Genomic DNA, 23,179 nt, shown 5'->3' on the forward strand with positions numbered 1-23,179 from the left:
AGTTTCACATGGGTTTACAAAAAGCCCCCTTCATGGGGGCTTTCAAAGGTTTAATTAGGAGGTGAACAATTTGACACTGGAAGCGTTTTTGCAACATTTGGTGAATGCCATATCGCTTGGTTCAATATACGCGTTGATTGCAATTGGATACAGTTTGGTTTATGGAATACTCAGGTTGATCAATTTCGCTCATGGTGACATTTTTACCTATGGCATATACTTTGCGTTTTACGGTGTGATTCTTTTGCGCTTGCCGTGGTGGGGAGCATATATATTTTCCATCTTTGCAACGATGCTTCTTGGTGTAACTGTTGAAAGAATCGCTTATAGACCTTTGAGAAATGCTCCAAGAATCTCCCTGTTGATCACGGCGATAGGCGTTTCTTTCTTTTTGACGAATTTTGCAACGGTTGTTTTTGGTGGCCGTCCAAAATCCTTCAATCCTCAGACAGGGGTGTATCCAAGGGAATTTTTGAGGATGATAATTTTTGGAAATGTTAGAATTCCAATTTTAACTTTGATCACAATTGTTGTTGCGGCTGTTGCCATGTTGATACTCACTTGGATAGTTTATAAAACGAAGACCGGTATGGCCATGCGAGCTATATCGAGAGATATCGCTACGACGAAGTTGATGGGTGTAAACGTTGATAGAATAATAAGCTTTACCTTTGCCGTGGGTTCTGCCTTGGCTGCCATAGGTGGAATTCTATGGGCTATGCGTTTTCCACAGGTTTATCCTTACACGGGATTCATACCAGGTTTGAAGGCTTTCATTGCTGCTGTTGTGGGTGGTATTGGGAGCATACAAGGTGCGATGACCGGTGGCTTTGTTTTAGGTGCAGCTGAGGTTATGATCGTGGCTTTTGCCCCTTCAATAGCTGGCTACAGAGATGCTTTCGCATACGTCATCCTTTTGCTGATCTTGCTTGTCAAACCAACCGGAATTCTTGGAGTTGAAATTGCAGAAAAGGTGTGATAAGAATGGAACGGAAACTGAAAACTTCAACCAAGCTTGTTTTGACAATTATTTTGATGGTGTTGATAGGCTTTTCACTACATCTTGCTCAAAGATTTGCGAGTGATTACATTAAGCTTTTGCTCAACTTAATGGCGATAAACATAATTTTCGCAGTATCTTTGAATTTGATAAACGGTATAACTGGGATCTTTTCCCTTGGACATGCTGGATTCATAGCAATCGGTGCTTACATAGCAACGCTTTTGACGTTGCCTATAAGTCAAAAAGAAATATCTTATTTGGTAAAACCACTCATTTATCCTTTCAACTCGATTGAAATGTCTTTTTTACCTGCGACTGTAATAGCGGGCTTGGTGGCGGCAGGTTTTGGCTATATAGTCGCAGCTCCTTCGCTGAGACTCATAGGGGATTACCTTGCGATTGCAACTCTTGGACTTGGTGAGGTTGTAAGAATAATAGCCAACAACGCTTGGTCTATAACCAACGGTGCCCTTGGTTTGAAGGGTATCCCCCCTTACACAAACATTTATTGGTCGTGGGGTTGGGCGTTTGTGACTGTTTTTACCATTGCAAGCCTTGTCAACAGCAGCTATGGTCGAGCTTTGAAAGCGATTAGGGAAGACCCAATAGCTGCAAAGGCGATGGGGATAAATGTCTTTTCTCATCAAGTTATGGGTTTTGTCATAGGTTCGTTCTTTGCTGGAGTCGGTGGAGCTCTTTGGGCTCATCTTATAACAACCATAGATCCAAAGTCGTTTGGTGTTACAAAAACTTTCGAAATACTCATCATGGTGGTTTTGGGAGGGCTTGGCAGCATAACAGGTTCAATTTTTGGTGCCGCTATCTACACCGTGGGTTTGGAGTACCTTAGAATTCTTGAAAGTCCTTTCAAACTGGGAAGAATAACTTTGCCCGGTATTCCTGGTATGAGAATGGTTGTGCTCTCGGTGATCTTAATAGTTTTAATGCTCTTTTGGAGAAGAGGTCTTTTTGGCAGAAACGAATTGACTTGGGATTTAATTGCCAATTTTGTTCGAAGGTTAAAACGGGGTGAAAGCCATGGATGAGATTGTACTCAGATTAGAGTCGGTAACAAAAAGGTTTGGAGGGTTGGTGGCTGTCGATAATTTCACAGGTTATGTAAAACGCGGGGAACTTCTTGGATTAATAGGCCCAAATGGAGCAGGAAAAACCACGCTTTTCAACCTTATAACGGGCATGTATTATCCAGAGGGTGGAAGGATATACTTTGAAAACCACGATATAACCTTCAAAAAACCATTCGAACGAACACGTATGGGTATTGCCAGAACTTTTCAAAACATCAGGTTGTTTTCTGATTTAACCGTTTTGGAAAACGTCATGGTGGCACAACATCTTAAGTTGAAAAGCTGGATCTGGCTTTTTAAATGTGTGGCAAAGCTGCCTTCTGCCCTTGCTTTGGAAAGGCGAATGAGGGAAGAAGGTTTAAAACTACTTGAAATCGTTGGTTTGAAACAATTTGCCAACGAGAAAGCAAGTGCACTGTCCTATGGTCTTCAAAGAAAACTTGAAATAGCCAGGGCTTTGGCGACAGGTCCAAAGCTTTTGCTTCTTGACGAACCAGCTGCGGGTATGAATCCCCAGGAAACGGTGGAGTTGATGAACTTCATAAAATGGGTTAGAGACCATTTTAAAGTCACCATAATTGTCATAGAGCACGACATGAAAGTGATAATGGGAATATGTGAAAGAATATACGTTATGGACTATGGGAAACTCATTGCAGAAGGGGCCCCAAAACAGATACAAAACGATCCAATCGTCAGAAAAGCCTATCTTGGTGAGGAGGTATTGCTGTGACCGACGTTGTTTTGAGCGTGGAAGACTTAAATGTTCACTATGGAAGTATTCATGCGGTCAAGGGTATATCCTTTCAAGTTAAAAGAGGAGAAATAGTTACCTTAATTGGGTCAAACGGTGCCGGAAAGTCTTCCACTTTGAACGCCATTATGAACATCGTTCCAAAGAGTAAAGGTAAAGTTGTTTTCAATGGTATTGATATAACTAATTTACCGACGAACGAGATAGTAAAACTTGGTTTGACACTAGTCCCCGAGGGTAGGAAGATTTTTCCGAACCTGACTGTTTATGAAAATCTGATGATGGGTTGTTATGCGAGAAAGGATAAAAATAAGATAAGGGAAGACCTCGATTGGGTGTTGAATCTTTTTCCGAGGTTGAAAGAAAGGTTGAAACAGCTTGGTGGTACGCTGTCTGGAGGAGAACAACAAATGTTAGCCCTCGCAAGAGGGTTGATGTCAAGACCAAAGGTTTTGATGATGGATGAGCCTTCCTTGGGATTGGCTCCGTTGCTGGTTGCAGAAGTTTTTCAAGTGATTCAACAAATCAGAAATGAAGGCGTCACGATTTTGCTGGTTGAGCAAAATGCTTTTGCGGCTTTGAAAATTTGTGACTATGGGTACGTTTTGGAAACAGGAAGAATAACGCTTCAAGATAAGGGAGAAAATTTGATCAAAAACGAGGATGTGGCAAAAGCTTACCTTGGAATAAGCTGAATATCTCTATGGTAAACTTTTACTAGGGGTGAACAGACCATGGGTAAACTAAAGATAATTCTTGACAGCACATCCGACGTTCCAAGGGATTGGATCGAAAAATACGATCTAGCTGTTATACCTCTGCATGTTACCTGGCCAGATGGCACGCAAGAAGACGATACGCGTGATTTGAAGGAGATCGAAGATTTTTACAGAAGAATAAGCCAAGCGAAGGAACTTCCAAAAAGTTCTCAACCATCTGTCGGGGAATTCGAAGCGCTTTATCGAAAAATAGAGCAAGAGGGGTACGATGAAATACTAGTGATATGCATATCCACAAAGCTTTCTCAAACTTACAATTCCGCAAATTTGGCAGCGCAACAAGTCAAAATCCCTGTTTACGTAGTCGATAGCAAGTTGGCTTCAGCAGCCATGCCGCCGCTTGCAAGAAGAGCAAGGGAACTTGAAAAGGAAGGATTAAAAACGCCTGAAATTGTAAAAGTTTTAAACGAAGAACTTGCAAAAGGAAGATATAGAGCCATATTCTATGTTTCAAATTTCGACTTTTTGGTAAAAGGCGGGCGGGTTTCGCGTGTTCAAGGATTTTTTGGAAGCCTTTTGAACATCTATGTGGGAATATGGATAGATCCAGAGGGTAGGTTGATTCCATTCGAAAAAGCTCGAGGAAAAAAGCGGGCAAGTGAAATGTTGGTTAAAAAAGCTTTGGATTTGGCAAAGGAAGGATCGACGGTGCGTTTGATAATGGTGCATGCCAACGCAAAAGAAGATGCTGAGATGATTCTTGAGGAATTGAAAAAACACTACAAAGTTTTGGATGCACCTTTCACCGAGATGGGAAAAGTTATTACAACGCACGTTGGTCCAGGAACGGCTGGTTTTGCATTGGAGGTAATTGAGTGAAGCAGTCGTTTTTAATAATTGTCTTCACGATAGTCAGCATTTTGATCATTTACATTGCATACCTTGAAAGGACTACCTTGAAAATTTTGATCTTTGAAGATGGAATAATCCAATTGCAACAAGGGTTAGATCGTTACGTAAAGGAGACGGGTTTTAAATGTAAACCTATAGTTATAAGAATAGATCGTAGTCTTGAGGAGATAGAAAAGTTTTTGAGAGATAATCAAAAAACCTATGCAATAGGTCCAAGGACAAGTTCTCAGGCGTTGAGATTAATACCACTTTTGGAAAAATACCAAATCTTTGCTATTGCGCCGCTTGTTACTTCACCAGAAGTTCTCGGCAAAAGCAATTACCTTGTAAGTTTAAGTAGTTCCGATGATCTTCAAGTTCGGCACATAGCTTCTTTGCTTTTAGATTTCGAAAATATAGTCGTTTTCACAGATTTTGATAATCCAGTTTACTGCGATACTTTCTACGACATTTTGGTGAAAGAATTACCAGAAAAAACCATTCTCAAAGTTGTGGTTGATAAGGTTGAAAATCTTTCTTTGCCAGACGAATTTGACGTGGTAGTTTTTGTCACCGAAGGTCGCAAGGCCGGTTTAATTGCTCAAATGATTAGGTCAAGAAATTTTGAAATCCCGCTTTTTGGTTCTGATTATGTTTATTCCGATCAACTTATCCAAATTGGTGGAAAAGCCGTTGAAGGGATGATCGTTTACAATTTGTTTGATTTGGAAAGGATGTTAGTGAGGAATTTTACCAGTTTGCATGAAGCAGGATCTTATGATGCTGCACTAGTTATCGACTCACTGGTAAAACAAGGTGTAAAACCAAATCTTGCTGGGGAGTATTTGAAAGGGAAATCTTTTTCAGGGGCAACCGGTGATTTTACCATAAGCGAAAATTTATGGGCTGTACGAAAGTCAAACTTTGTTACCGTTCAAAATGGTTCATTTGTCCCATTGAAGAGGTGATGGATGCTTTGAGACTTTCAGATAGGATAAGAAGAATCTTTCTTTATGGATCTCTTTTTATTTTTGGATTTGTGCTGATTTTTTCAGTAGGGCTTTTTTTGATAGTTAAAAGCGTAAATGAAATTTACAGGGAAAGTTATCTGATAAATGCGTACAACCATTTTGCCAATTTGTTTTCAAGCGTTTCCAGTAAAGTGGTTGATCCAGAAATAATCCTCTTAGAACTCGACGAAAATTTTGTCGACAAACGTACCAAAGTTGATTATTTACGTTTTGTTTCTTCAACAAGCCATTTTCCTGCTTTGGTTGGAGGTTTTTCCGGCATTTTTGCCAAAACCAACAGTGCGAAAGTCATTTTTCCAAAAGAGGATGGATATCTATTGGTGGAAATCCCGCAGGAACATTTTTCAAAACATGTTCCCGGAAAACGAGCTGTTGTTTTGTTGATCGACTCGTTTGAAAACGAAGTTGTTCTCTCTTCTGTTCCAGAGTACGTTGGGAAGAAAGTTGTGATCAACAAGAAAAAAGGGATTTTATCTTTGAATGGTTCACTTGGTTTCTTCGAAATAAAAGAAACAAGCGTTTCGAACGCCAAGCTTGCGCTTTTTGTTCCTTTGACAACTTATCTTGTTGATTTAGCTCCTTACTTGGTTGTTTCTTCTTTTGCCTTGTTCGGAGCGATCTTTTGGTTATACTTCGTACTGCAATACGAACGTAGGTTGATGAATTCCTTCTCATTTGTGTTTGAAGAGATCAACAAAGAAACCTCAAAAACAGTTCAAGGTAAGGAGACTCATTTTGTTCCGGTGAAAACCGAAATTGAAGAGTTAAACGAACTGCAGGAATCAATCGTACGTTTGCTTGAAGCTGAAAAAGCTGCTCAAGCTGAAATGCACAGCATGATGGAAAGTTTACAAGATACCATAAATGAACTTGAAGAAACACAAAAAGTGTTGGAGGAAAGGAAATTTCAAATTATCGCGGCTTTAGCTGAGGCAATAGAAGTCAAAGATGTGGGTACGAAGGGTCATTCGGATCGAATGGTTATGCTGGCTTTGGAACTTGCAAAAGAACTTGGTATCTCAGATCCAGCCGAACTGGAGGCTATAAAATTTGGGGCTTTACTTCACGACATTGGTAAAATCGGTATACCTGAACATATTTTGAACAAAACCAGTAGACTAACGCTGGAGGAATTTGAAATAATGAAAATGCATCCTATTTATGGTGAAAAGATCGTCAAAAACATCTCCGGATGGGACCTTGTTGCGGATGTAATTAGACATCATCATGAGAATATAGATGGAACAGGGTATCCCGATGGTTTAACTGGAGATCAAATAAGTTTGCGAGCTCAAATAGTTGCTATGGTTGATGTGTTCACAGCCTTGATAGAGGACAGACCTTATCGAAGGGCATTGAGCATAGAGGAAGCCTTGAAAGTAATCGAAAATGAGATGGTTGGTAAGAAATTTTCCGCTGAAATTTACGAAGCTTTCAAAAGAGTTCTCAATAGACTGTTGAAGGAAAAAGGTACAGGCTTTCTCCAAGAAAGTTGACGCCAAAGAACCGCATCCAATGTGTGTTTTTGCTTGAAAATATTTTGGATTTGCTTGCCAAAAATGGATTTTGTGTTATAATTGATCAACGCGGGGGCGAATGGTTTCGACGGGTTTGGACCGCCCCAGGAAGCGAGCCGAGGTTTCCCACCTCCTCGTAAAAAAAGGTGGGGCAAACAAAAAGTGCCAACGAAGAACTTGCTCTTGCTGCTTAAGGAATAAGCAGCCGTTCCCTTCGAAGCTTGGCTGAGGCTCGAAGGGGGCGTCAGGGAGTCAGCCTACTGCCGTTGGATTAAGCCTTTCGTCCAACGGTGGGAAAACTTAGAAGGGCTTGGGTTCACAAAGCCTGCTCGTGGGCGTTGTGAACCGACATCAAAACACGAGCTGCGCTCGGAGATGCCTGGGGTTGTCCAAATTCGGACGCGGGTTCGATTCCCGCCGCCTCCACCAGATCATTCGTATCTCAAAGCCTCCACTGGGTTGAGTTTGGAAGCTCTTCTTGCTGGAAAAACCCCAAAGAATATTCCAACGGCTATAGAGATTGAAACTGCTATCAGAATAACTCCAGGGGTAACCGCTGTTCTTAAAGAACCCAGCTTTGCTATAAACCTGGATATCAATATTCCAACTGCTATGCCAATGCCACCAGCCGTCGTTGTCAAAGTTGAAGATTCTATCAAGAACTGAAGTAGAATGTGCAAATTCGTTGCTCCGATGGCTTTTCTTATACCGATTTCTTTGGTTCTTTCCGCTACGGAGACAAGCATGATGTTCATTATACCAATTCCACCTACAAGAAGCGAAATTCCAGCGATACTTCCAAGCATGAAAGCAAGCAATTGCATGGTTTGGTTAAGGGTTTGAAGCATTGCCTCTTGGCTGATTATTCTGTATTTGTTTTCGTCCAAAAACTTTGAGTAAAGAACCGAATCTATTTCCGAAACGGCTTGCTGGGCAAGTTGTTCTGAGCTTGCCTGCGCTATTATCGAAGAAACGTATCTTCTTGGAAAAAGCCGTTGATCTGCACTTGCGAATGGTACGATAACAGATCTATCTGGGTTGAGGAAGAGAAGGTTTCCACTTTTCTCAAGAACTCCTATCACGGTGTAAGTTTGTCTTATTCTTTGGGAGGAAATTCTTATCGTTTTTCCAATCGCATCGCCTTCTGGAAACAAGTTGTTTGCGACATCACTTCCAATCACCGCTACTCTTCTTGCAGCTAGATTTTCCTCGTCCGTGAAAAACTCTCCTTCAGCTAGGTTGAGTTTAAGCATTTTGAAGAAAGATGGTTCAACCGCCAAGACCGTTGCCATAGTATTTTGTCTTCCATACTGAATCGTAAAATTACCTTGATGGACAGGTGTTACATAACTTAAGGAGGGACATGATGCGGCAATTTCTTTTGCGTCGTCTTTCGTCAGAAGATCGCTGAGTGCAACCGCGGTTTGTCCAGCCCTTCCACCCGCAAATCCTGGCGTGATCATTATGACGTTTGATCCAATTGCAATTATGTTTTCCTTTATTGCTTGACGTGTACCTTCTGCAACGGATACAACAGCTATAACCGCGGCTACACCTATGACTATACCGAGCATGGAAAGAAAGGATCTAAGTTTGTTGGCAAAAATCGATCTTATCGCTTCCCTAAACATTTCCAACACCAATTCTCACCTCTTGTGAAACTATTTTTCCATCTCTCATGTGAATTATTCGATCACCGCATTCTGCAACCTCAGGATCATGGGTGACAACGACGATCGTGTACCCGTTTTCGTTGAGTTGTTCAAAGATTTTTAGTATTTCTGACCCACTTTTTGAATCCAAATTACCGGTTGGTTCATCGGCAAGGATCACAAGAGGATCGTTTGCCAAAGCCCTTGCTATTGCTACCTTTTGCATTTGGCCTCCCGAAAGCTGTGTCGGCTTGTGGTGAACCCTATCTTTAAGCCCAACTAGTTCAAGAAGTTCCAACGCCTTTTTCCTTCGCTCTTTTTTTAGTATTCCTGCGTATATCATTGGAAGCTCGACATTTTCCAAAGCAGTCAATTTTGGCAGCAAATTGAACTGTTGGAAAACAAAGCCAATCATCTTGTTTCTTATTCTTGCAAGATGTCTATCGCTTAATTTTGAAACTTGGAAATCTCCAATGTATATTTCACCTGAATCTGGCTTGTCCAAACATCCCATCAGATGCAAAAGCGTTGATTTTCCACTTCCCGATGGTCCCATTATCACCAGATATTCTCCTTTTTCAACGTTTAAGGTGACGTTGTCAACGGCTTTTATGACGTTTTCTCCCATCCGGTAAATCTTCGAAACATTTTCAAACTTTATTATCGCGGACATGGCTTTTCACCAACTTTTTACCTGATTCGCATCTGTGGACCTGTGAACGGGTTGAAGATTGTTCCAGTACCAGTCGAAGTTGTGGTTGTTCTCTGAGTGACCGGTACAAGAACAACTTCCCCTTCTTCAAGCCCTTCTAAAATTTCATAACCAGCCGAGGTTCTTTCACCTAACTTTACCAGCCTTTTCTCTGTTTTTTCGTTGACTTTCACGGTGACGTAAGCCTGCCCATCTTCAAATTGAATTGCCCTCGTTGGGACAACTATCGCGTTGGGTTTGTTAAGAACTATTATTTCAACTTGACAAGAGAGGCCTGGTATGAGTTGAATAAGATTTTCATCGGTTGCTCGTTGAATTTGCCGTTGAGTTGAAGAAAACCTTTGCATCATTTGCTGCAGAGTTTCTGGAGAGATATTTTGGGGTAAATTGGAAGGTACGTTGGCTTGAAATCTTTGCATCATTTGCTGTCTTCTTTCGGCAGAGATAGTCTGTTGTCCTGTTAGAAGATCCACTTCAATTGGTACCACGGTGATTCCTCCAGCGGTTTGCGCTTCCTTTGATATGTAAGAGACTCGTCCTGAAAAACCCATGTTTGGGAAAGCGTCAAAAGTTATGTTTGCAAACTGTCCAACGGAAACTTTTGAATAATCTATCTCATCGACGTTTGCAGAAACATACAGGTTTTGCATATTCACTATCTTTGCAACAATTGTTGATGCGCTCACAATGGATCCTTCTGTCACATCCAAAGAGACCACAACACCGTCTATAGGAGCTTTGACCGTACATCTTTCCAAATCTCGTTCGGCGATCTTCAGCTCAAGTTCGCGCTGTTGCAAAAGAAGCTTTGACCCAGTTAACTTTGCACTCTCATAGTTTTGCAAAGCCTTTATGTAAGCCAGTCGATAATCTGTATCGTCTATTTCAATCAGAATGTCACCAGCTTTGACTGTATCTCCTTTTGACACATGTACTTTCTTTACAACGCCACTCACCAAAGGCCTAACTTCGGCGACTTTTCTGGCGTTCAAAGTTCCATAGACAGTAAGCGAATCTGTCAAATTTTGCCTTGTAACGACGTATTCGGTGTAGTTGGATGAAGAAGTTTGTTGATTTGAAGTTTTTCTTGCGCAGGAAACGAACAAAAACAACAAAATCATCAAAACGATTAGCAGTTTAAAGAGCTTGTTCTTCATTGCCATCACCTACTTTTCACCAAGTTTATCAAATCTACTCCTATTGCTTTTAGATAGTTTATCTTTGCCACAAGCAAGCTGTAGTGAGCTTTAATAGCCTCAACTTCTGCATTTTCAAGTTGTATCTTCGCTTTTTCAACATCCTGTTCGGAAAGATATTCGGATGCTTTTAAAGTTCTTTCGTAATCGAGTTTTGCAAGTGAAAGATCAAGATCTGCGGCTTTCTTTGAGTACTCGGCAATCGTTATGGACAAAGCGGCTCTTTTTACATCTCTTTCTAAGGAGGACAACTTTTCTTCAAAAATGCGCTGCTGTATGTTGTAATTTTCCAAAGTTTTGAAGTAGCTGTTACTTTTTTCACCACGGTCGATCAACGTATAACTTACCGAAAATCCCAGTGAAATTGAAAATTTACCATCTGATGAGAGATCCTGTGGAATTTTCACAGAAGCTGTGAAAGATGGATTCGGTAAAAAGCTTTGATAAGCTCTTTCATATCTTCTTCTGGCTATTTCAAGTGCTATACTTGAAGCTTTTACATCTGCCCTTTCTCTGGCTATTTGTAAAGCTTCGTCAACGCTTGGCAAGTTGCCGGTGATTTTTTCAAGTGTTTGAATCATTTGATCGAAAATTTCCTTTGAGTAACTTTTGCTGATGTTTATTCGGCTTTTTTGCAAATCAGCCAACTGTTGTGTGAGAAGCTGAAGCTCCTTTTGAGTTTTCAAAAGCTCTTCCAGCGAAACAATTCCAGCTTGATACTTTTCTTGAATCGCTTCAGCTTGGCTACCCAAGATTTCAAGTTGTTTGTTTAAAATCTCCAACTTTGCGTTGTAGTAGTAATCGTTGAAGATCTCTTCAATCAAGCGAGTGAAAACGTTGTTCCGAGCGTTCAAAAGGTTCCAAGCGGCGTTTTCCAGCTTTTGCAAAGACAAAAGATCGTCAATATCAAAGTTTGTGAAAAGCTGCCTGTTGATCGATATTGTCCAGCCTCTCTCTTTCCATTCGTTTTTCTTTGAATCATACTGCCAGCTGTTTCCAACGGAAATGTCAAAGCCATAAACGTTCTTAAAGGTCAATGACAAAGGAATGTTTAAGGAATAAGAAGTCTCATCATGGATATCAACTTCGAAATTGTTGGTTCCGCCGCCGATTGTAAAGTATGGAATATACCAATCACCTTTTTGTTTTCTTTCAAACAAGGCGTTTTCAAAATCAAGTTTTGCAGAGAGATAGTTTGAATCATTCAAAAGAGCTTCATTGAGCAAGTTATCAAAAGATGCAAAAACCAGTAAATTCAAGAAAAACGTTGCTAAGAGCAGTATGAAAAACTTCTTCATGACTTTCATCTCCCAAACAGCTTTTCAAAAGCTGAGGAGATATCTTGCTCAGAATCGATGTACAGCGAGCAAACGCTGCTTACGAATGATCTGATGTTGCTCAACAGATCAACCATTGCAGATAAATATTCGTTCTTGGCGTTCAACAAGTCTTTTTGTGAAGCTACCCCTGCTTTGTAATTGGCTTCTGTGCTTGCAAGTTTTGATTCCGCAATGCTAAGCTGTTCTTTAGAAGCTTCTATAGAACGTTTTAAATTTGCCACGTTTTGAAGTTGAGATTCCAAAGTTTTCCTAACGGCGAACCTTGTGTTCTCAAGGTTATTTTTAGCCTGTTGTAAATTTCTTTCCGCTTTGGTTTTGGTGTAAACGGATGGATTGATGAGTGTATCCAAATTGTTTTGAGCGATTTGAACGTTGAGATCAGCTATAGTAAGGGTAATGGAATTTTGCAAGAGAATTTCCAAACTTGGCAGCTCAATGTTTAAATTAAGCTTGATTTTCGATGGATCGAAAGACTCGATGTTACCGATAATTCTTTCATAGTCTCTTTTAACTTGTTCAAAACTAAGTTTTGCATTTTCAAAACTGTTTTGCTGTTGAAGATAGGAAATCTTAGAACTTTGCAAGTCTTGTGCACTGACAATACCTTTTTTGTAAAGTTCCTGCTTTTCGTTGTAATCATCCTCGGCTATTTTTAGCCTGTTTTGTTGTATTTCCAACGACAATTTCTTCTCAACAAATCCTATGTACAAGTTTAAGAACTCATCGACAAAGTTTTTCATCGAGTTTCTATAACTTTGCCTGGCTTGCAACCACGAAAGCTGAGCGGAAAGCTCTTGTGATTTGTTCTTTGCCTCGATCAAGGCTTTTTCGTAGTCGCTTTTTGCTTGTTCAAAATCAAGAATCGCGTTCAAATAGGTTATGCTGTTTTTCTGAGCAGTTTGAAGGGCTTCCAATGGGTTGGCAAAGGTTGAAATGAACATAACCAAAAGCACCAGTACTCCAAAAAATTTTCTCATGTTTGATCCCTCCATTCTATGTTTTGGCAGAAAGGATTATAGCTTTAAGTGGGAAGGATGCGTTGATTTTTAATCAAACTCTAATGTTCATCCAACTCCAACGCGGCTTCCACCAGATCCTGTGCCGACTTTTGTTCCACCTGAGGAGGTCGATGAACTTGACTTTGAAACAGTAATAGCAGCTTCCCTGTGGATTGAAGCTATTTCTTCAAACAGATTTTGGTTGTGATACACTGCCGCTGTGATTGAAGTTGTGGGAGGCTCTGGATAAAGCTTTTTTAGATTCCTTATAACTTCCTTTGCCACTCCAAGCGCTGTGGCGTACACGATGTATTCATCCCATATTGCTACAGACTGTGGAGGATAGCTTGAAAGCATCGAAAAATCGGTCAGAAATTTTTCGAAATTTTTCCACCTTAGGTAATACAAAAGCCCTTCTTTTGTCCATCTTGCAAAAACGGTTCTTTTCATTGAAATGACAACTAGCGATACTACTATACAAGCCGCCATCATCAGTCGAAAATGAGAAAAGACAATCTCAAAACCAATTGCGGGAACGTTAAAGGTCAGCAAGATAAGGGAAAATGAGATAATCATCCCAACGATAATTGCAAAGGTTTTTGCCAAGGTGTTACCTTTAGTGTCCATGTAATTTCTTTGAAGAACCTTTGAGTAAATTTCGTCGAACCATTTTGAGGTTTTCGCAAGAAAGTTTTTGGCATTTTTTTCGTTGGACATAGCTTTTTTGATTTCTTTGAAAAGCAAAATGCCATCTTTAATGTATCCTTCAAAACACTCGATAAGCTTTTTTCTTTCCGTATCCTCTTTCAAAATTCTTATACCTATGATTTCTCGCTTTTCGTTTTCCACAAATTTTGCCCTTCCCAACCTCACCATGTCTAACATGGCCGCGGAGATGGCATCGCTATCTGGCTTTTGACACAACCTTTTCACGATTGCGTTGACAATTTCAGGTGGGTCTTTGGTTGGTGGTTCTCTTTCGTACTCGGCTTGATAATCAACGGTTTCTTCCACTCCGTATTTGCGATATACGTATATCGGAAAAGCTAAAACAACCAAAAGGTACGCTATTCCACCGGCAACTAATGCGTAATTTTTCAACAAGTAGTCTCTTTCTTCTTTTTCAACGTCTTTCAAAGAGGCTTTTATCAAATTTTCCGTTCCAGTACCGACAACGTTTGGAAAAACGAATCGACCTTCGACAAAGGTATTTTTTGGCACGTTTCGAAATACAAATTCGTAGATGTTTGATGTGATTTCTTTCTTTGCGATTTGAAGTCCCCAAGGATGATGGTAAACAACCGGTTTTCCAAATTCAGCAGGAAAAACAACACGAACCTTCAACAATTTTGTCGACACATCAGTTCCTTTGCCGATGTATTTGACAAAAACTTGCGAAAAGTCCTTTCCTTCCATGAGAATGTTTTTGAGAGAATATTCAACGGCGATTTCAACTATTTGTCCTTCCTTCGGCACAGGCAAGTACTCTTCCATGGAAGGGCTGAAAACGACTTTTAGTGAAACACTGCGCAAAGTTTTCCGATCAAAAACAACTTGCTTTGGGCTTGGGCCTTTTAAAACTTCGACGTTTATATCTTCGATTGTTATCGGGTCTTCAAAATCTATAGCCCAGCTGACGTACCTAAAAGGTTGTTTTATCCTGTAGGTAACTTTTTCAACAACCTTTGCGCTGCCATCTGGATTGAGGATCATATTGTAACTTCTTTCAGGCAATTCGAAAGACACACAAAAAAGGCTTGAAGGGAAAAGTATCAAAATCAGCAAAGATATTGTTTTCATCAGTGTTTTGGCCATTTTATACCAGCTCTTTCAAGATTTCTTTTGCCTGCTCGTAAGAAAGCTTTCCTTCGGCAACAAGTTTGAGGATTTTCTTTTCGATACTTTCCGCTCTTTCCGCACGGTTGGTCGATTTTATGGTCAAATCGCCTGAAGTTGTGTTGACGATCAGTCTCATCCTACCATCGCCAAAGACGTATTCTTTTCCTTCGCGTACATAGCCTATGTTGCTGGTCAAATCTCCTCCAACGGTTTTAAACAAAATTCTCAAGCTTGGAACACCAACAGTTTCAATCTCCACATCTCCACTGATCGACGAAATAATCCACTCGTAATCTTCGCAAACAACTTCTTTAATTTTGATGTCTCCGCTAACGGTTGTGATAACTATTTTTCTTGAAGATTGTTGAGAGATTGAAATATCCCCAGACACAGTTTTGATTTCACAAAAGTTTGCCAACAATCTGTTCAATGAAATCTCACCAGAAGTGGTTTTGAACTTCATGTTTTCCGCTTTTACATGGTTTGCTTTCACATCTCCAGAAATTGTTGTGACAATTATTTCGTCAAGCTGGGTTGGGATCGTTAAACTTATTGGTGTTGAATCGTGATTGAATATGGGTATCATTCCTCGTCCTGTAACAGATATTTCCAACGTCCCATTTTTCTTTTCGATCAAAAGATCTTTTTCTGGTCCGGTAACGCTGTATTCCATTTGAGAAGAGCTAATTTGAACATCTGAAGAGAGTGACTTGACTATCAGTTTTCTAACATCAGAGAAGTCCAAAGAAAATTTTTGCATAATATCACCGCCTTTGCGAATTAAAATCCCATGAACCTAATTATTATCCAGATCACAAAGATTTCACCGGCAATGTAAACTGCCACGGGAATCCAATTGCCTATGATTAGCAAAACCGCGTAAAGACAAACAAATATGGAGTAAACAAAAGCTAGAGATTTGACTTTAAGCTGAAGAAGCTTTGATCCTATGTAAACCAAAAGTAGGACGCCTATTATGCCCAAGGCTACAATCATTGTTCCTTCAACCTCCTGATTTGTTCTAGTGCCTCCTCAGCGGATACCTCACCTTTCTCGAGTTTTTCCAATATTTCGTTTATTTTCTGTTCCTGTGATACTTCCTCAGCTTCGTATCCGAGTGTTCGAACGATGCTCTCAAGCCTAGCTCTTGCCGTTGGATAAGAAATTCCCAATTCTTTTTGAACTTCACTAAGGTTACCCCTACTTTTTATGAAAATCCTAAGAAAATTTATCTGCTCAGGCGTGAGCCTGAAAAACTCTTCCAATTCGAACTTTCCTCTTATCACCGTGCCGCAAGAAGGACAAGATAATTCGGTTACGATCAAATGAGAATCGCACACCGGGCAACGTGATACAATCCGAGCCATTTAAATCACCTCTTTCAAATTTCTAATGTTTGACTGAATATATTTTAAACCTAAACTTCAATTTTGTCAAACAAAACGTTCATGAAACTGAAATTAATCAAATCTTTCGTTTTTTTCGTACATGGATCTGTTAAAATTCAATGGGAGGTATCTGACGTGTACAGAAGGGTGCTTATAAAACTAAGTGGAGAAACAATGTGTGGGGAGGGTTCAAGGGGATTCGACGAGAAAAGCGTTCAGTACTTGGTTAAACAAATTTCGCAAGCTGTTGATTTTGGGGCAAACATCGGGATAGTAATAGGTGCTGGGAATATTTTCAGAGGTGAAGAGCTTTCGAACATACCGTATGCCATAGCTGATCAAATAGGAATGCTTGGTACGGTCATAAATGCTTTGTACCTCAAGGGTGTTTTTCAAAAGCATGGGGTAAAAAGCGTCGTGGTTTCTCAGATATCGAACTTGCCGTCGATTAGGCCGATTCATTACGACGACATAAATCTTTATTTCGACGCAGGATACGTTGTGATTTTTGCCGGTGGCACAAGCAACCCATTTTTCACAACGGACACCGCTGCGGCTTTGAGAGCCGTCGAAATGGGGGCAGAGGTTTTGATCAAGGCTACCAAAGTCGATGGAGTTTACGACAGCGACCCAAAGAAAAACAAATCTGCCAAGAAGATCGAGAGATTATCCTATCAAGAAGCGATCCAAAGGGGATTGAAGGTCATGGATATGGAGGCTTTTTCAATATGTGGAAGGTACAAGCTTCCAATAATTGTTCTAAACTTTTTTGAGGATGGAGCGATACTTAGAGCGATACGTGGAGAAAACGTTGGAAGTATAATATTACCTGATTGAGGAGGTGGAACGCAGTGTACAACGAAATCGTTGATGTGAAAGCAAGAGAAGTTTTGGACTCTCGTGGTAATCCCACGGTTGAGGTGGAGGTTTATCTTGAGGATGGTACAGTTGCATCGGCAATAGTTCCATCCGGAGCGTCAACAGGTAAATTTGAGGCGCTTGAACTTCGTGACAAAGGTAAACGTTATCTTGGAAAAGGCGTTTTGAGCGCAGTTAAAAACGTCAATGAAATCATCGCACCAAAGTTGCTTGGGATGAACGTTTACGATCAAGTTGCAATCGACAAAATGCTCATTGAACTCGATGGCACTGAAAACAAATCAAAGCTTGGTGCAAACGCAATCTTGGGAGTTTCCATGGCAGTTGCAAGGGCTGCGGCACAAAGCCTTTTCATGCCGTTGTATCGTTACCTTGGGGGACCAAACGCAAAGATTCTTCCAGTACCGTTCATGAATGTTATAAACGGAGGAAAACACGCGGACAACAATCTGGACATCCAAGAATTCATGATCGTTCCAGCAGGTGCTCCTTGCTTTGCCGAAGCACTCAGGTATGGTGCGGAAGTTTTCCATACGCTCAAGAAGATTTTGCATGACGCAGGTCACGTTACTTCCGTCGGTGATGAAGGTGGCTTTGCTCCAAATCTAAGCTCAAACGAAGAAGCTATAAAAGTTCTCATTGAAGCTATAGAAAAAGCCGGGTATGTGCCTGGTAAAGATATCTTCATAGCACTTGATTGTGCTGCTTCTTCGTTCTATGATTCTGAAAATAAGGTTTACAACATTGATGGAAAGAAGAAAACTTCCGAGGAACTTTTGGAATATTACGTTGAACTTGTGAATAAGTATCCGATAATAAGCATCGAAGATCCGTTTGACGAAGAAGATTGGGAAGCATTTGTAAAGCTTACAAAGCAAATAGGAGATAAAGTTCAAATAGTCGGTGACGATTTGTACGTAACCAACGTAAAAAGGCTTCAAAAAGGTGTTGAATTGAAGGCATCCAACTCCATATTGATAAAGCTCAATCAAATAGGAACGGTCACAGAAACACTCGATACGATAGAGTATGCAAAACAACACGGTATGACTTGCATTATCTCTCATAGATCTGGTGAAACAGAAGACACCTTCATAGCGGACCTTGCTGTTGCGACAAACGTTGGAATGATAAAGACTGGTTCGCTTTCAAGAAGCGAAAGAATAGCAAAATACAACAGACTTTTGAGAATCGAAGAAGAGCTTGGTCCAGCTTCTTGCTTCAAAGGCCTTGCAAGCTTTTACAGCATAAAAAGATAAAAAGTGACAAGCACTAGATGATCGTGGCGCGGCAAACCGCCGCGCCTTTATTGATTGGAGGTATATTAAGTTGAACGAAAGGGAAAAAATATCTGTACGCGCAGCTTTAATTGGAGTTTTGGCGAACGGTCTGCTTTCGGCAGCGAAAATATTGGTTGGATTGATTTTCAAAAGTAACGCCGTTTTGGCAGACGGTGTAGATACAGGAACGGATGTTTTTACATCTTTCGCCACCTTGATTTCAAGCAAGGTTTCAAGTAAACCGCCAGATAAAACTCATCCTTATGGACATGAAAGAATTGAAGCTGTGGTTGCAAAGATTGTTTCCTTCATAATTTTCTACGCAGGACTTTCTCTTTTGATATCGTCCTCAAAAAGGTTGATCTTGGGTGAACATTCTCACGTTATAGGATTTTTGCCTTTGGTTGTTTCCGCTATCTCCGTCACCGTTAAAACTTGGCTGTTTCTTTACAAATATTCCGTCGGTAAGAAAATCAAAAGTTCTGCTTTCATTGCCGATGCGCTGAACATGAGAAATGACATACTCATTTCTTCGACTGTTTTCTTAGGAGTTTTGCTCAGTAAATTTGGATTGGTTTGGGTGGATTCCGTTGTTGCTTTGCTTGTTTCAATTTTCATCATTCGAACGGCTTTCGCCATCTTCAAAGAAACAAGTTATGAGTTGATGGATGGCATGATCAACTTGGATATCTACAAAGACATTTTTGAAGCAGTTAAAACTGTCGAAGGAGCTGCGAATCCTCACAAAGTGAGGGTGAGACAAGTAGGGTACAAGTACTACGTGGATTTAGATATAGAGGTTGATGAAAACATCACAGTGAAAGAGGGACATGAAATAGCAACCACTGTGAAAAGGGCTATCATCGAACAAAACGACAGAGTTGCGGACGTTATGGTTCACGTGGAGCCAAAAGGAAACGTTGAGCAAGAGGCTTTTGGATTGGATGAAGAGGTACTGAAAGGAGGGAAAGAACGTGATAATCAACGGTGAAAAAATTAGATTGAGGCCAATTGAAATGTCCGATCTTGATCGACTACTTAACATCAACGATTCGGATATCAGGGCCAATCTTGCTTTGGTTTTTCCACTGAATAGGATCAGAGAGGAAGAATGGATCAGAAGTCTTTATTCTGAGGATCGTAACATTGTTTTTGCGGTTGAACCGATCGATGAAACTAAACTCATTGGAACCGTAGGTCTTCATAGTATTAACTGGGTGAACAGAACGGCAGAATTTGGTATAGCCATCACGGACAAAAACTACTGGAATAAAGGTCTTGGAACCGAGGCTACCTTACTCATTCTTAGGTACGGTTTCCTTACACTCAATCTTCACAGAATATCGCTGCACGTTTACGAATACAATAAAAGAGCCATTCATGTGTATGAAAAATGCGGATTCAAACACGAAGGAGTTTTGAGAGAGGCTCGTTATTATAACGGCAAATACCACGATGTAATTGTTATGGGAATTCTCGCCGACGAATTTCTTCAAATGCAAAAATAAAAAGGAGGCTTTCGCCTCCTTTTGGTGGAGCCGATGGGACTTGAACCCACGACCTCTACCGTGCCATGGTAGCGCTCTCCCAAGCTGAGCTACGGCCCCACGCAAGAAACATTATACCCCATCTTTCCACCGTTTTCAAGAGGAGACTTTTTGTCAAACTGAATTGATAAAAATCTGATCTAATTCGATGGTTCTGAAGCTTGAGAATTATTATGTTTTTTAAGTTGATACTTCATTTGATACATCAACGAATCTGCGGTTCTTATTGTTTCGGTGAGATTTCCCAAGAAGGCTTTTATTCCATAAGCTATTGTGGGTTTTAACGGGTGTGATTCTTTGAACTGCCGGGATATTTTTTCCATGATTTCCTTCGCTTTTTCTTGTGGACAGTTTTTGAGTATGATCAAAAATTCGTCCCCACCCATGCGAACAACGATGTCATTCGAGCGTATGTTTGATTTGATTGTGGAAACTAGTAACTTAAGCACTTTGTCTCCCTCATCGTGTCCGTATGTATCGTTTATATACTTTAGATCGTTGAGGTCAACGAAAACAACCGTGTCTCCAGGATCAAGTTGTAGTTCGTTCAACACCCCTCTGTTAAAAGCACCCGTAAGACTGTCGGTAATGCTCCTTGCATGAGCCAATCTGGTTTTTACCAAAAGATCTTTGTACTCAACGATCATGTTGTATGAAAACACAGAGAAAGCCAGTGGAAGGGAAAACACCGTAAGAAACCTTTGACCAGAATGTGATATCAAAGCAAAAGTGTCATGGAGGATTGTCAAGCCAAAAAACGACCAAGAAAAGAAAAGCGTAGAGGAATAACTTTTCAAAGATTTGTAAACCATAAGGATGGCGTTTGCAAATAAAAGCAACGGCAAAACGCGTGACATAAGGATAATCAAACTGTATGGACTTGGCATCAAGAATAAGGATATTCCACCCAGGATGTTTGCGATCACAAAAATTTTGTCAAATCTTGTCGCTGAAGAGTAATAAAAGTTAGATATCGATTCAAACAGAGATCCAAACGCAAAGTATGCCGATGAAATGAAAAGTTTCCTCAACAACAGAAACACCGTTTCACTTGGAATAAATCCAAAAGATAAGCTACGAAACAACCAGATTGATGCAAAAATATTTGCAATCGCAAGATAAAAATACGATCGTCTTTTATCGATCTGAACATTTCTTGAGAAAATGAAAAGCATCAGGCCGTTCATAAAGCAAATGCCAATCGTGATCGGAATAAATGTCCTTGTAAAGAAAGACAGGTTGGTTTATGCCGATCTCGTTTATTCCATGAACGCGCAAAGAGATTGTTTTAACTGGTAAGGGAACAAGGAAGATCAGCGGTTCATACCATATATAACCTATTTTTTTCGCTGCACACAACCGAAAGAACCTATAAGATTTTCGTTGGCGTACACTTCAACATAACTCGCTGTGATTTGTGGCAAAAACAAATACACCTTGTCTTGATTTTGCGCGACATTCACTTCAGGTATTTGAGCTTGAACAACCACATAATCTGGTTTTTTAAGAACCTTGTAAAAGGTTGGTGAAATCTGATCTGCTGTGATGTCGATGGTGTTTTCCAGGACAAACCATCTTTCCACAACTGTGTCGGTCTTTGATGGCGTTGAACAAACACGAAGGACAAAGAAAACTACAAATAGCACACAAACTGAAAATAAAAATAACACAGCGGCACGCTTGATCATTTTATCCCTCCGTATATGTCACAAATTGTCTGGTTTTTGTTACTCATATGTAATTTTACCACAATTTAATTAGATGTTGCTATAGCGTTTTTGAGTTACCAAGAAGCCTTTAATGTTGTATACTAGGAATGTTAATCATAAAGGAGGCGAAAAAAATGAGAATTTTTACGAAGGTAATATTTTATGTTTTGATCTTTTCGCTTTTACATTTTGGGTATGAACTTACCGGTTGGGATTTTCTGATACCTTTTTGTGGGATCGACGAATCGGTTTTTGAGCATCTCAAGATGGGATTTTGGGCTTATTTGCTTGTAAGTTTATTAGAGTTTGCACTTTTGAAAAGAAAACATAGACTGCCTAACAATTTTTGGTTTTCTCGTTTGATTTCAACCATGTTCATACCTTGGATCATAGTCGTGGTGTGGTACGTTGTGCCTGGCATCGTTGGAAAAGTCGAATCCATTGCCTTGGAACTTGTTTGGGCCTTTTTTGTGGTGGTAGTTTCTGGTATTGTTGGTATAGTTCTTGAAAGATTGACTGAAAAGATGCATTTTGGTACAACCGTAAAATTGATGATTCTGATTCTTTTCTTTGTCTTGATTTTCTTTTTCGTCAGATTCAGTTTCTCAAAACCGTGGGTTGATCTTTTTCAGAATCCCGAATTAGTTATTGATTAAGCGATGAAAGAAAGGATCAAGTTCGCTATTATCAAATCCTTCAAGTTCTTGTTGTTTATCATCATTTTCTTTGTAACCACAAACAATTTTTTCGTTGGAATACTTTTGTTTTTAGTTGCAAACATCAAATTGATCAGAAGATCCATCTTTGGGCGATTACCTTATAAGGTTTCAAAGAAAGCCTCAAGGGGGCCGTTTTCTTACAACTACACTTCACATTTGAAGCTTGATTTGTACTATCCAACAGAAGGTGATGCACCGTTTCCAGTGGTAGTTTTTGCACACGGTGGAGGTTGGATAACGGGTTTTAAAAGACAGCCAAACAATGTTTCTTGGTATCGATTTTTAAATTCACAAGGTTTTGCAGTTGCTAGCCTGGAGTATCGGAAAGCCTTTTACGCTAAGATAGACAACATAATTTCTGATTATTCTCAAGCCGTTAAGTTTATTCAAGAAAATGCCTTTAAATTAAAGGTTAATCCAGAAAAAATTGTGCTGATGGGTTTATCTGCAGGAGGGCATTTGGCTCTTTATTACACCGCCAGAAATTCTTTTTTGAAAAATCTTTCTTCTTCGATAAAAGCTGTAGTGGCGTTTTATGCTCCGTGTGATTTAACCGATTTGTTGTCAGAAGAAGTTACCTCTTTCTTCGCAAGGTTTGCTTTGGTAACAACCATGAAAACTCTTCCTGTGAGAAATTCGATAAATTGCATTCATTATTCACCGATAACGTGGGTTAGCGATTCTATGCCACCGGTTTTTTTGGCTCACGGTTTGAAAGACACTGTTGTCCCGCCAAAATCATCAATAAAAATGTACAAAAAGTTGAGAAGTTTCAAAGTCAAAGCGGTGTTGAAAATTCATCCAAAAGGTGATCACGGCTTTGAGTTTGTTCTCAAGGACGGATTTACGTACAAAATTTTAGACGATCTCGTCAGTTTTCTCAAATGTGTTGTGGAAAAATGAGTTTAAGTTATAAG

Annotated in this window: 24 protein-coding genes, 1 tRNA gene and 1 other RNA gene; 14 read left to right on the forward strand and 12 right to left on the reverse strand. The window is 40.1% G+C overall.

The features are described 5' to 3' along the window. Nucleotides 1–76 precede the first annotated feature (76 nt). The 8 genes from THETH_RS03230 to ssrA all read left to right on the forward strand — a co-directional run bounded on the left by THETH_RS03230 (nt 77) and on the right by ssrA (nt 7,432). Nucleotides 77–979: a branched-chain amino acid ABC transporter permease gene (locus THETH_RS03230; protein ID WP_211205288.1), complete on the forward strand. Its 903-nt coding sequence runs from the start codon at nt 77–79 to the stop codon at nt 977–979. A 5-nt stretch (nt 980–984) separates the two neighbouring features. Then, nucleotides 985–2,049, forward strand: a complete 1,065-nt coding sequence (locus THETH_RS03235; RefSeq protein WP_013931951.1) for a branched-chain amino acid ABC transporter permease — start codon at nt 985–987, stop codon at nt 2,047–2,049. After that, nucleotides 2,042–2,824, forward strand: coding sequence for an ABC transporter ATP-binding protein (locus THETH_RS03240; RefSeq protein ID WP_041446378.1), 783 nt, complete (start codon nt 2,042–2,044; stop codon nt 2,822–2,824). Before THETH_RS03235 ends, THETH_RS03240 begins: the two co-directional genes overlap by 8 nt. Continuing rightward, on the forward strand, nt 2,821–3,540 hold the full coding sequence (locus THETH_RS03245) for an ABC transporter ATP-binding protein (RefSeq protein ID WP_013931953.1): 720 nt from the start codon (nt 2,821–2,823) through the stop codon (nt 3,538–3,540). Before THETH_RS03240 ends, THETH_RS03245 begins: the two co-directional genes overlap by 4 nt. 39 nt (nt 3,541–3,579) lie before the next feature. Continuing rightward, nucleotides 3,580–4,443 carry a DegV family protein gene (locus THETH_RS03250; RefSeq protein ID WP_013931954.1) on the forward strand — a complete coding sequence of 288 codons (864 nt, stop codon included), beginning with the start codon at nt 3,580–3,582 and terminating at the stop codon, nt 4,441–4,443. Then, the gene (locus THETH_RS03255) at nt 4,440–5,423 is read left to right on the forward strand and encodes a type 1 periplasmic-binding domain-containing protein (RefSeq protein ID WP_013931955.1); all 984 of its coding nucleotides are present in this window, start codon (nt 4,440–4,442) and stop codon (nt 5,421–5,423) included. Before THETH_RS03250 ends, THETH_RS03255 begins: the two co-directional genes overlap by 4 nt. Next, a complete protein-coding gene (locus THETH_RS03260; RefSeq protein ID WP_013931956.1) occupies nt 5,423–6,982 on the forward strand; it encodes an HD-GYP domain-containing protein in 1,560 nt (519 codons plus the stop codon). Before THETH_RS03255 ends, THETH_RS03260 begins: the two co-directional genes overlap by 1 nt. 92 nt (nt 6,983–7,074) lie before the next feature. Next, nucleotides 7,075–7,432, forward strand: a transfer-messenger RNA (tmRNA) gene (ssrA, locus tag THETH_RS10470). A 2-nt stretch (nt 7,433–7,434) separates the two neighbouring features. Here ssrA and THETH_RS03265 read toward each other — a convergent pair. From THETH_RS03265 to THETH_RS03305, 9 genes are all read right to left on the reverse strand, one after another. Continuing rightward, nucleotides 7,435–8,634 (reverse strand): ABC transporter permease, encoded by a 1,200-nt coding sequence (locus THETH_RS03265; RefSeq protein WP_245530573.1) that lies wholly within the window; start codon nt 8,632–8,634, stop codon nt 7,435–7,437. Beyond that, nucleotides 8,627–9,328 (reverse strand): ABC transporter ATP-binding protein, encoded by a 702-nt coding sequence (locus tag THETH_RS03270; protein ID WP_013931958.1) that lies wholly within the window; start codon nt 9,326–9,328, stop codon nt 8,627–8,629. The genes THETH_RS03265 and THETH_RS03270 overlap by 8 nt, the downstream gene beginning before the upstream one ends. 17 nt (nt 9,329–9,345) lie before the next feature. Continuing rightward, the gene (locus THETH_RS03275) at nt 9,346–10,524 is read right to left on the reverse strand and encodes an efflux RND transporter periplasmic adaptor subunit (RefSeq protein WP_013931959.1); all 1,179 of its coding nucleotides are present in this window, start codon (nt 10,522–10,524) and stop codon (nt 9,346–9,348) included. Between the two features lie 5 nt (nt 10,525–10,529). Further along, on the reverse strand, nt 10,530–11,861 hold the full coding sequence (locus tag THETH_RS03280) for a TolC family protein (RefSeq protein WP_013931960.1): 1,332 nt from the start codon (nt 11,859–11,861) through the stop codon (nt 10,530–10,532). Nucleotides 11,862–11,866: 5 nt separating this feature from the next. Beyond that, entirely contained in the window at nt 11,867–12,880 is a 1,014-nt protein-coding gene (locus THETH_RS03285) for a TolC family protein (RefSeq protein ID WP_013931961.1), read from the reverse strand. Nucleotides 12,881–12,967: 87 nt separating this feature from the next. After that, nucleotides 12,968–14,716 (reverse strand): DUF2207 domain-containing protein, encoded by a 1,749-nt coding sequence (locus tag THETH_RS03290; protein ID WP_013931962.1) that lies wholly within the window; start codon nt 14,714–14,716, stop codon nt 12,968–12,970. Between the two features lies 1 nt (nt 14,717). Next, nucleotides 14,718–15,500, reverse strand: coding sequence for a DUF4097 family beta strand repeat-containing protein (locus tag THETH_RS03295; RefSeq protein ID WP_013931963.1), 783 nt, complete (start codon nt 15,498–15,500; stop codon nt 14,718–14,720). A gap of 20 nt (nt 15,501–15,520) precedes the next feature. Further along, nucleotides 15,521–15,736, reverse strand: coding sequence for a hypothetical protein (locus tag THETH_RS03300; RefSeq protein ID WP_013931964.1), 216 nt, complete (start codon nt 15,734–15,736; stop codon nt 15,521–15,523). Further along, the gene (locus THETH_RS03305) at nt 15,733–16,107 is read right to left on the reverse strand and encodes a DUF2089 domain-containing protein (RefSeq protein ID WP_013931965.1); all 375 of its coding nucleotides are present in this window, start codon (nt 16,105–16,107) and stop codon (nt 15,733–15,735) included. Before THETH_RS03305 ends, THETH_RS03300 begins: the two co-directional genes overlap by 4 nt. A 156-nt stretch (nt 16,108–16,263) precedes the next feature. Between THETH_RS03305 and pyrH the strand changes: the two genes are divergently transcribed. The 4 genes from pyrH to THETH_RS03325 all read left to right on the forward strand — a co-directional run bounded on the left by pyrH (nt 16,264) and on the right by THETH_RS03325 (nt 19,795). Continuing rightward, nucleotides 16,264–16,965 (forward strand): UMP kinase, encoded by a 702-nt coding sequence (gene pyrH / locus THETH_RS03310; RefSeq protein ID WP_013931966.1) that lies wholly within the window; start codon nt 16,264–16,266, stop codon nt 16,963–16,965. A gap of 14 nt (nt 16,966–16,979) precedes the next feature. Then, nucleotides 16,980–18,266: a phosphopyruvate hydratase gene (eno, locus tag THETH_RS03315; protein WP_013931967.1), complete on the forward strand. Its 1,287-nt coding sequence runs from the start codon at nt 16,980–16,982 to the stop codon at nt 18,264–18,266. A 70-nt stretch (nt 18,267–18,336) separates the two neighbouring features. Further along, nucleotides 18,337–19,278, forward strand: coding sequence for a cation diffusion facilitator family transporter (locus THETH_RS03320; RefSeq protein WP_013931968.1), 942 nt, complete (start codon nt 18,337–18,339; stop codon nt 19,276–19,278). Continuing rightward, nucleotides 19,262–19,795 (forward strand): GNAT family N-acetyltransferase, encoded by a 534-nt coding sequence (locus THETH_RS03325; RefSeq protein ID WP_013931969.1) that lies wholly within the window; start codon nt 19,262–19,264, stop codon nt 19,793–19,795. Before THETH_RS03320 ends, THETH_RS03325 begins: the two co-directional genes overlap by 17 nt. Nucleotides 19,796–19,817: 22 nt before the next feature. Here the strand turns inward: THETH_RS03325 and THETH_RS03330 are convergent. From THETH_RS03330 to THETH_RS03345, 3 genes are all read right to left on the reverse strand, one after another. After that, nucleotides 19,818–19,894, reverse strand: a tRNA-Ala gene (locus THETH_RS03330). An 80-nt stretch (nt 19,895–19,974) separates the two neighbouring features. Further along, entirely contained in the window at nt 19,975–20,865 is an 891-nt protein-coding gene (locus THETH_RS10285) for a GGDEF domain-containing protein (protein WP_052295962.1), read from the reverse strand. A 306-nt stretch (nt 20,866–21,171) separates the two neighbouring features. Then, nucleotides 21,172–21,522, reverse strand: coding sequence for a hypothetical protein (locus THETH_RS03345; protein WP_013931971.1), 351 nt, complete (start codon nt 21,520–21,522; stop codon nt 21,172–21,174). A gap of 155 nt (nt 21,523–21,677) precedes the next feature. On the opposite strand from THETH_RS03345, the gene THETH_RS03350 reads away from it, so the two are divergent. Both THETH_RS03350 and THETH_RS03355 read left to right on the forward strand, forming a co-directional pair. Beyond that, complete coding sequence (locus tag THETH_RS03350; protein WP_013931972.1) at nt 21,678–22,199, forward strand: DUF6512 family protein; 522 nt, start codon at nt 21,678–21,680, stop codon at nt 22,197–22,199. Between the two features lie 3 nt (nt 22,200–22,202). Then, the gene (locus THETH_RS03355; RefSeq protein WP_013931973.1) at nt 22,203–23,165 is read left to right on the forward strand and encodes an alpha/beta hydrolase; all 963 of its coding nucleotides are present in this window, start codon (nt 22,203–22,205) and stop codon (nt 23,163–23,165) included. Nucleotides 23,166–23,179: the final 14 nt, after the last annotated feature.

Source organism: Pseudothermotoga thermarum DSM 5069 (assembly GCF_000217815.1).
GTDB classification, from domain to species: Bacteria; Thermotogota; Thermotogae; order Thermotogales; family DSM-5069; genus Pseudothermotoga; species Pseudothermotoga thermarum.

Excerpts from the sequence above, each read along its gene's own strand:
- THETH_RS03270 (WP_013931958.1), bottom strand. The coding sequence starts at position 9,328 with ATGTCCGCGATAATAAAGTTTGAAAATGTTTCGAAGATTTACCGGATG.
- THETH_RS03350 (WP_013931972.1), top strand. The coding sequence starts at position 21,678 with ATGAGAATTTTTACGAAGGTAATATTTTATGTTTTGATCTTTTCGCTT.
- THETH_RS03305 (WP_013931965.1), bottom strand. The coding sequence starts at position 16,107 with ATGGCTCGGATTGTATCACGTTGCCCGGTGTGCGATTCTCATTTGATC.
- THETH_RS03250 (WP_013931954.1), top strand. The coding sequence starts at position 3,580 with ATGGGTAAACTAAAGATAATTCTTGACAGCACATCCGACGTTCCAAGG.
- THETH_RS03235 (WP_013931951.1), top strand. The coding sequence starts at position 985 with ATGGAACGGAAACTGAAAACTTCAACCAAGCTTGTTTTGACAATTATT.
- THETH_RS03300 (WP_013931964.1), bottom strand. The coding sequence starts at position 15,736 with ATGATTGTAGCCTTGGGCATAATAGGCGTCCTACTTTTGGTTTACATA.
- THETH_RS03240 (WP_041446378.1), top strand. The coding sequence starts at position 2,042 with ATGGATGAGATTGTACTCAGATTAGAGTCGGTAACAAAAAGGTTTGGA.
- THETH_RS03265 (WP_245530573.1), bottom strand. The coding sequence starts at position 8,634 with ATGTTTAGGGAAGCGATAAGATCGATTTTTGCCAACAAACTTAGATCC.
- THETH_RS03275 (WP_013931959.1), bottom strand. The coding sequence starts at position 10,524 with ATGAAGAACAAGCTCTTTAAACTGCTAATCGTTTTGATGATTTTGTTG.
- THETH_RS03285 (WP_013931961.1), bottom strand. The coding sequence starts at position 12,880 with ATGAGAAAATTTTTTGGAGTACTGGTGCTTTTGGTTATGTTCATTTCA.
- THETH_RS03290 (WP_013931962.1), bottom strand. The coding sequence starts at position 14,716 with ATGGCCAAAACACTGATGAAAACAATATCTTTGCTGATTTTGATACTT.
- THETH_RS03295 (WP_013931963.1), bottom strand. The coding sequence starts at position 15,500 with ATGCAAAAATTTTCTTTGGACTTCTCTGATGTTAGAAAACTGATAGTC.
- THETH_RS03355 (WP_013931973.1), top strand. The coding sequence starts at position 22,203 with ATGAAAGAAAGGATCAAGTTCGCTATTATCAAATCCTTCAAGTTCTTG.
- THETH_RS03280 (WP_013931960.1), bottom strand. The coding sequence starts at position 11,861 with ATGAAGAAGTTTTTCATACTGCTCTTAGCAACGTTTTTCTTGAATTTA.
- THETH_RS03345 (WP_013931971.1), bottom strand. The coding sequence starts at position 21,522 with ATGATCAAGCGTGCCGCTGTGTTATTTTTATTTTCAGTTTGTGTGCTA.
- THETH_RS03260 (WP_013931956.1), top strand. The coding sequence starts at position 5,423 with ATGGATGCTTTGAGACTTTCAGATAGGATAAGAAGAATCTTTCTTTAT.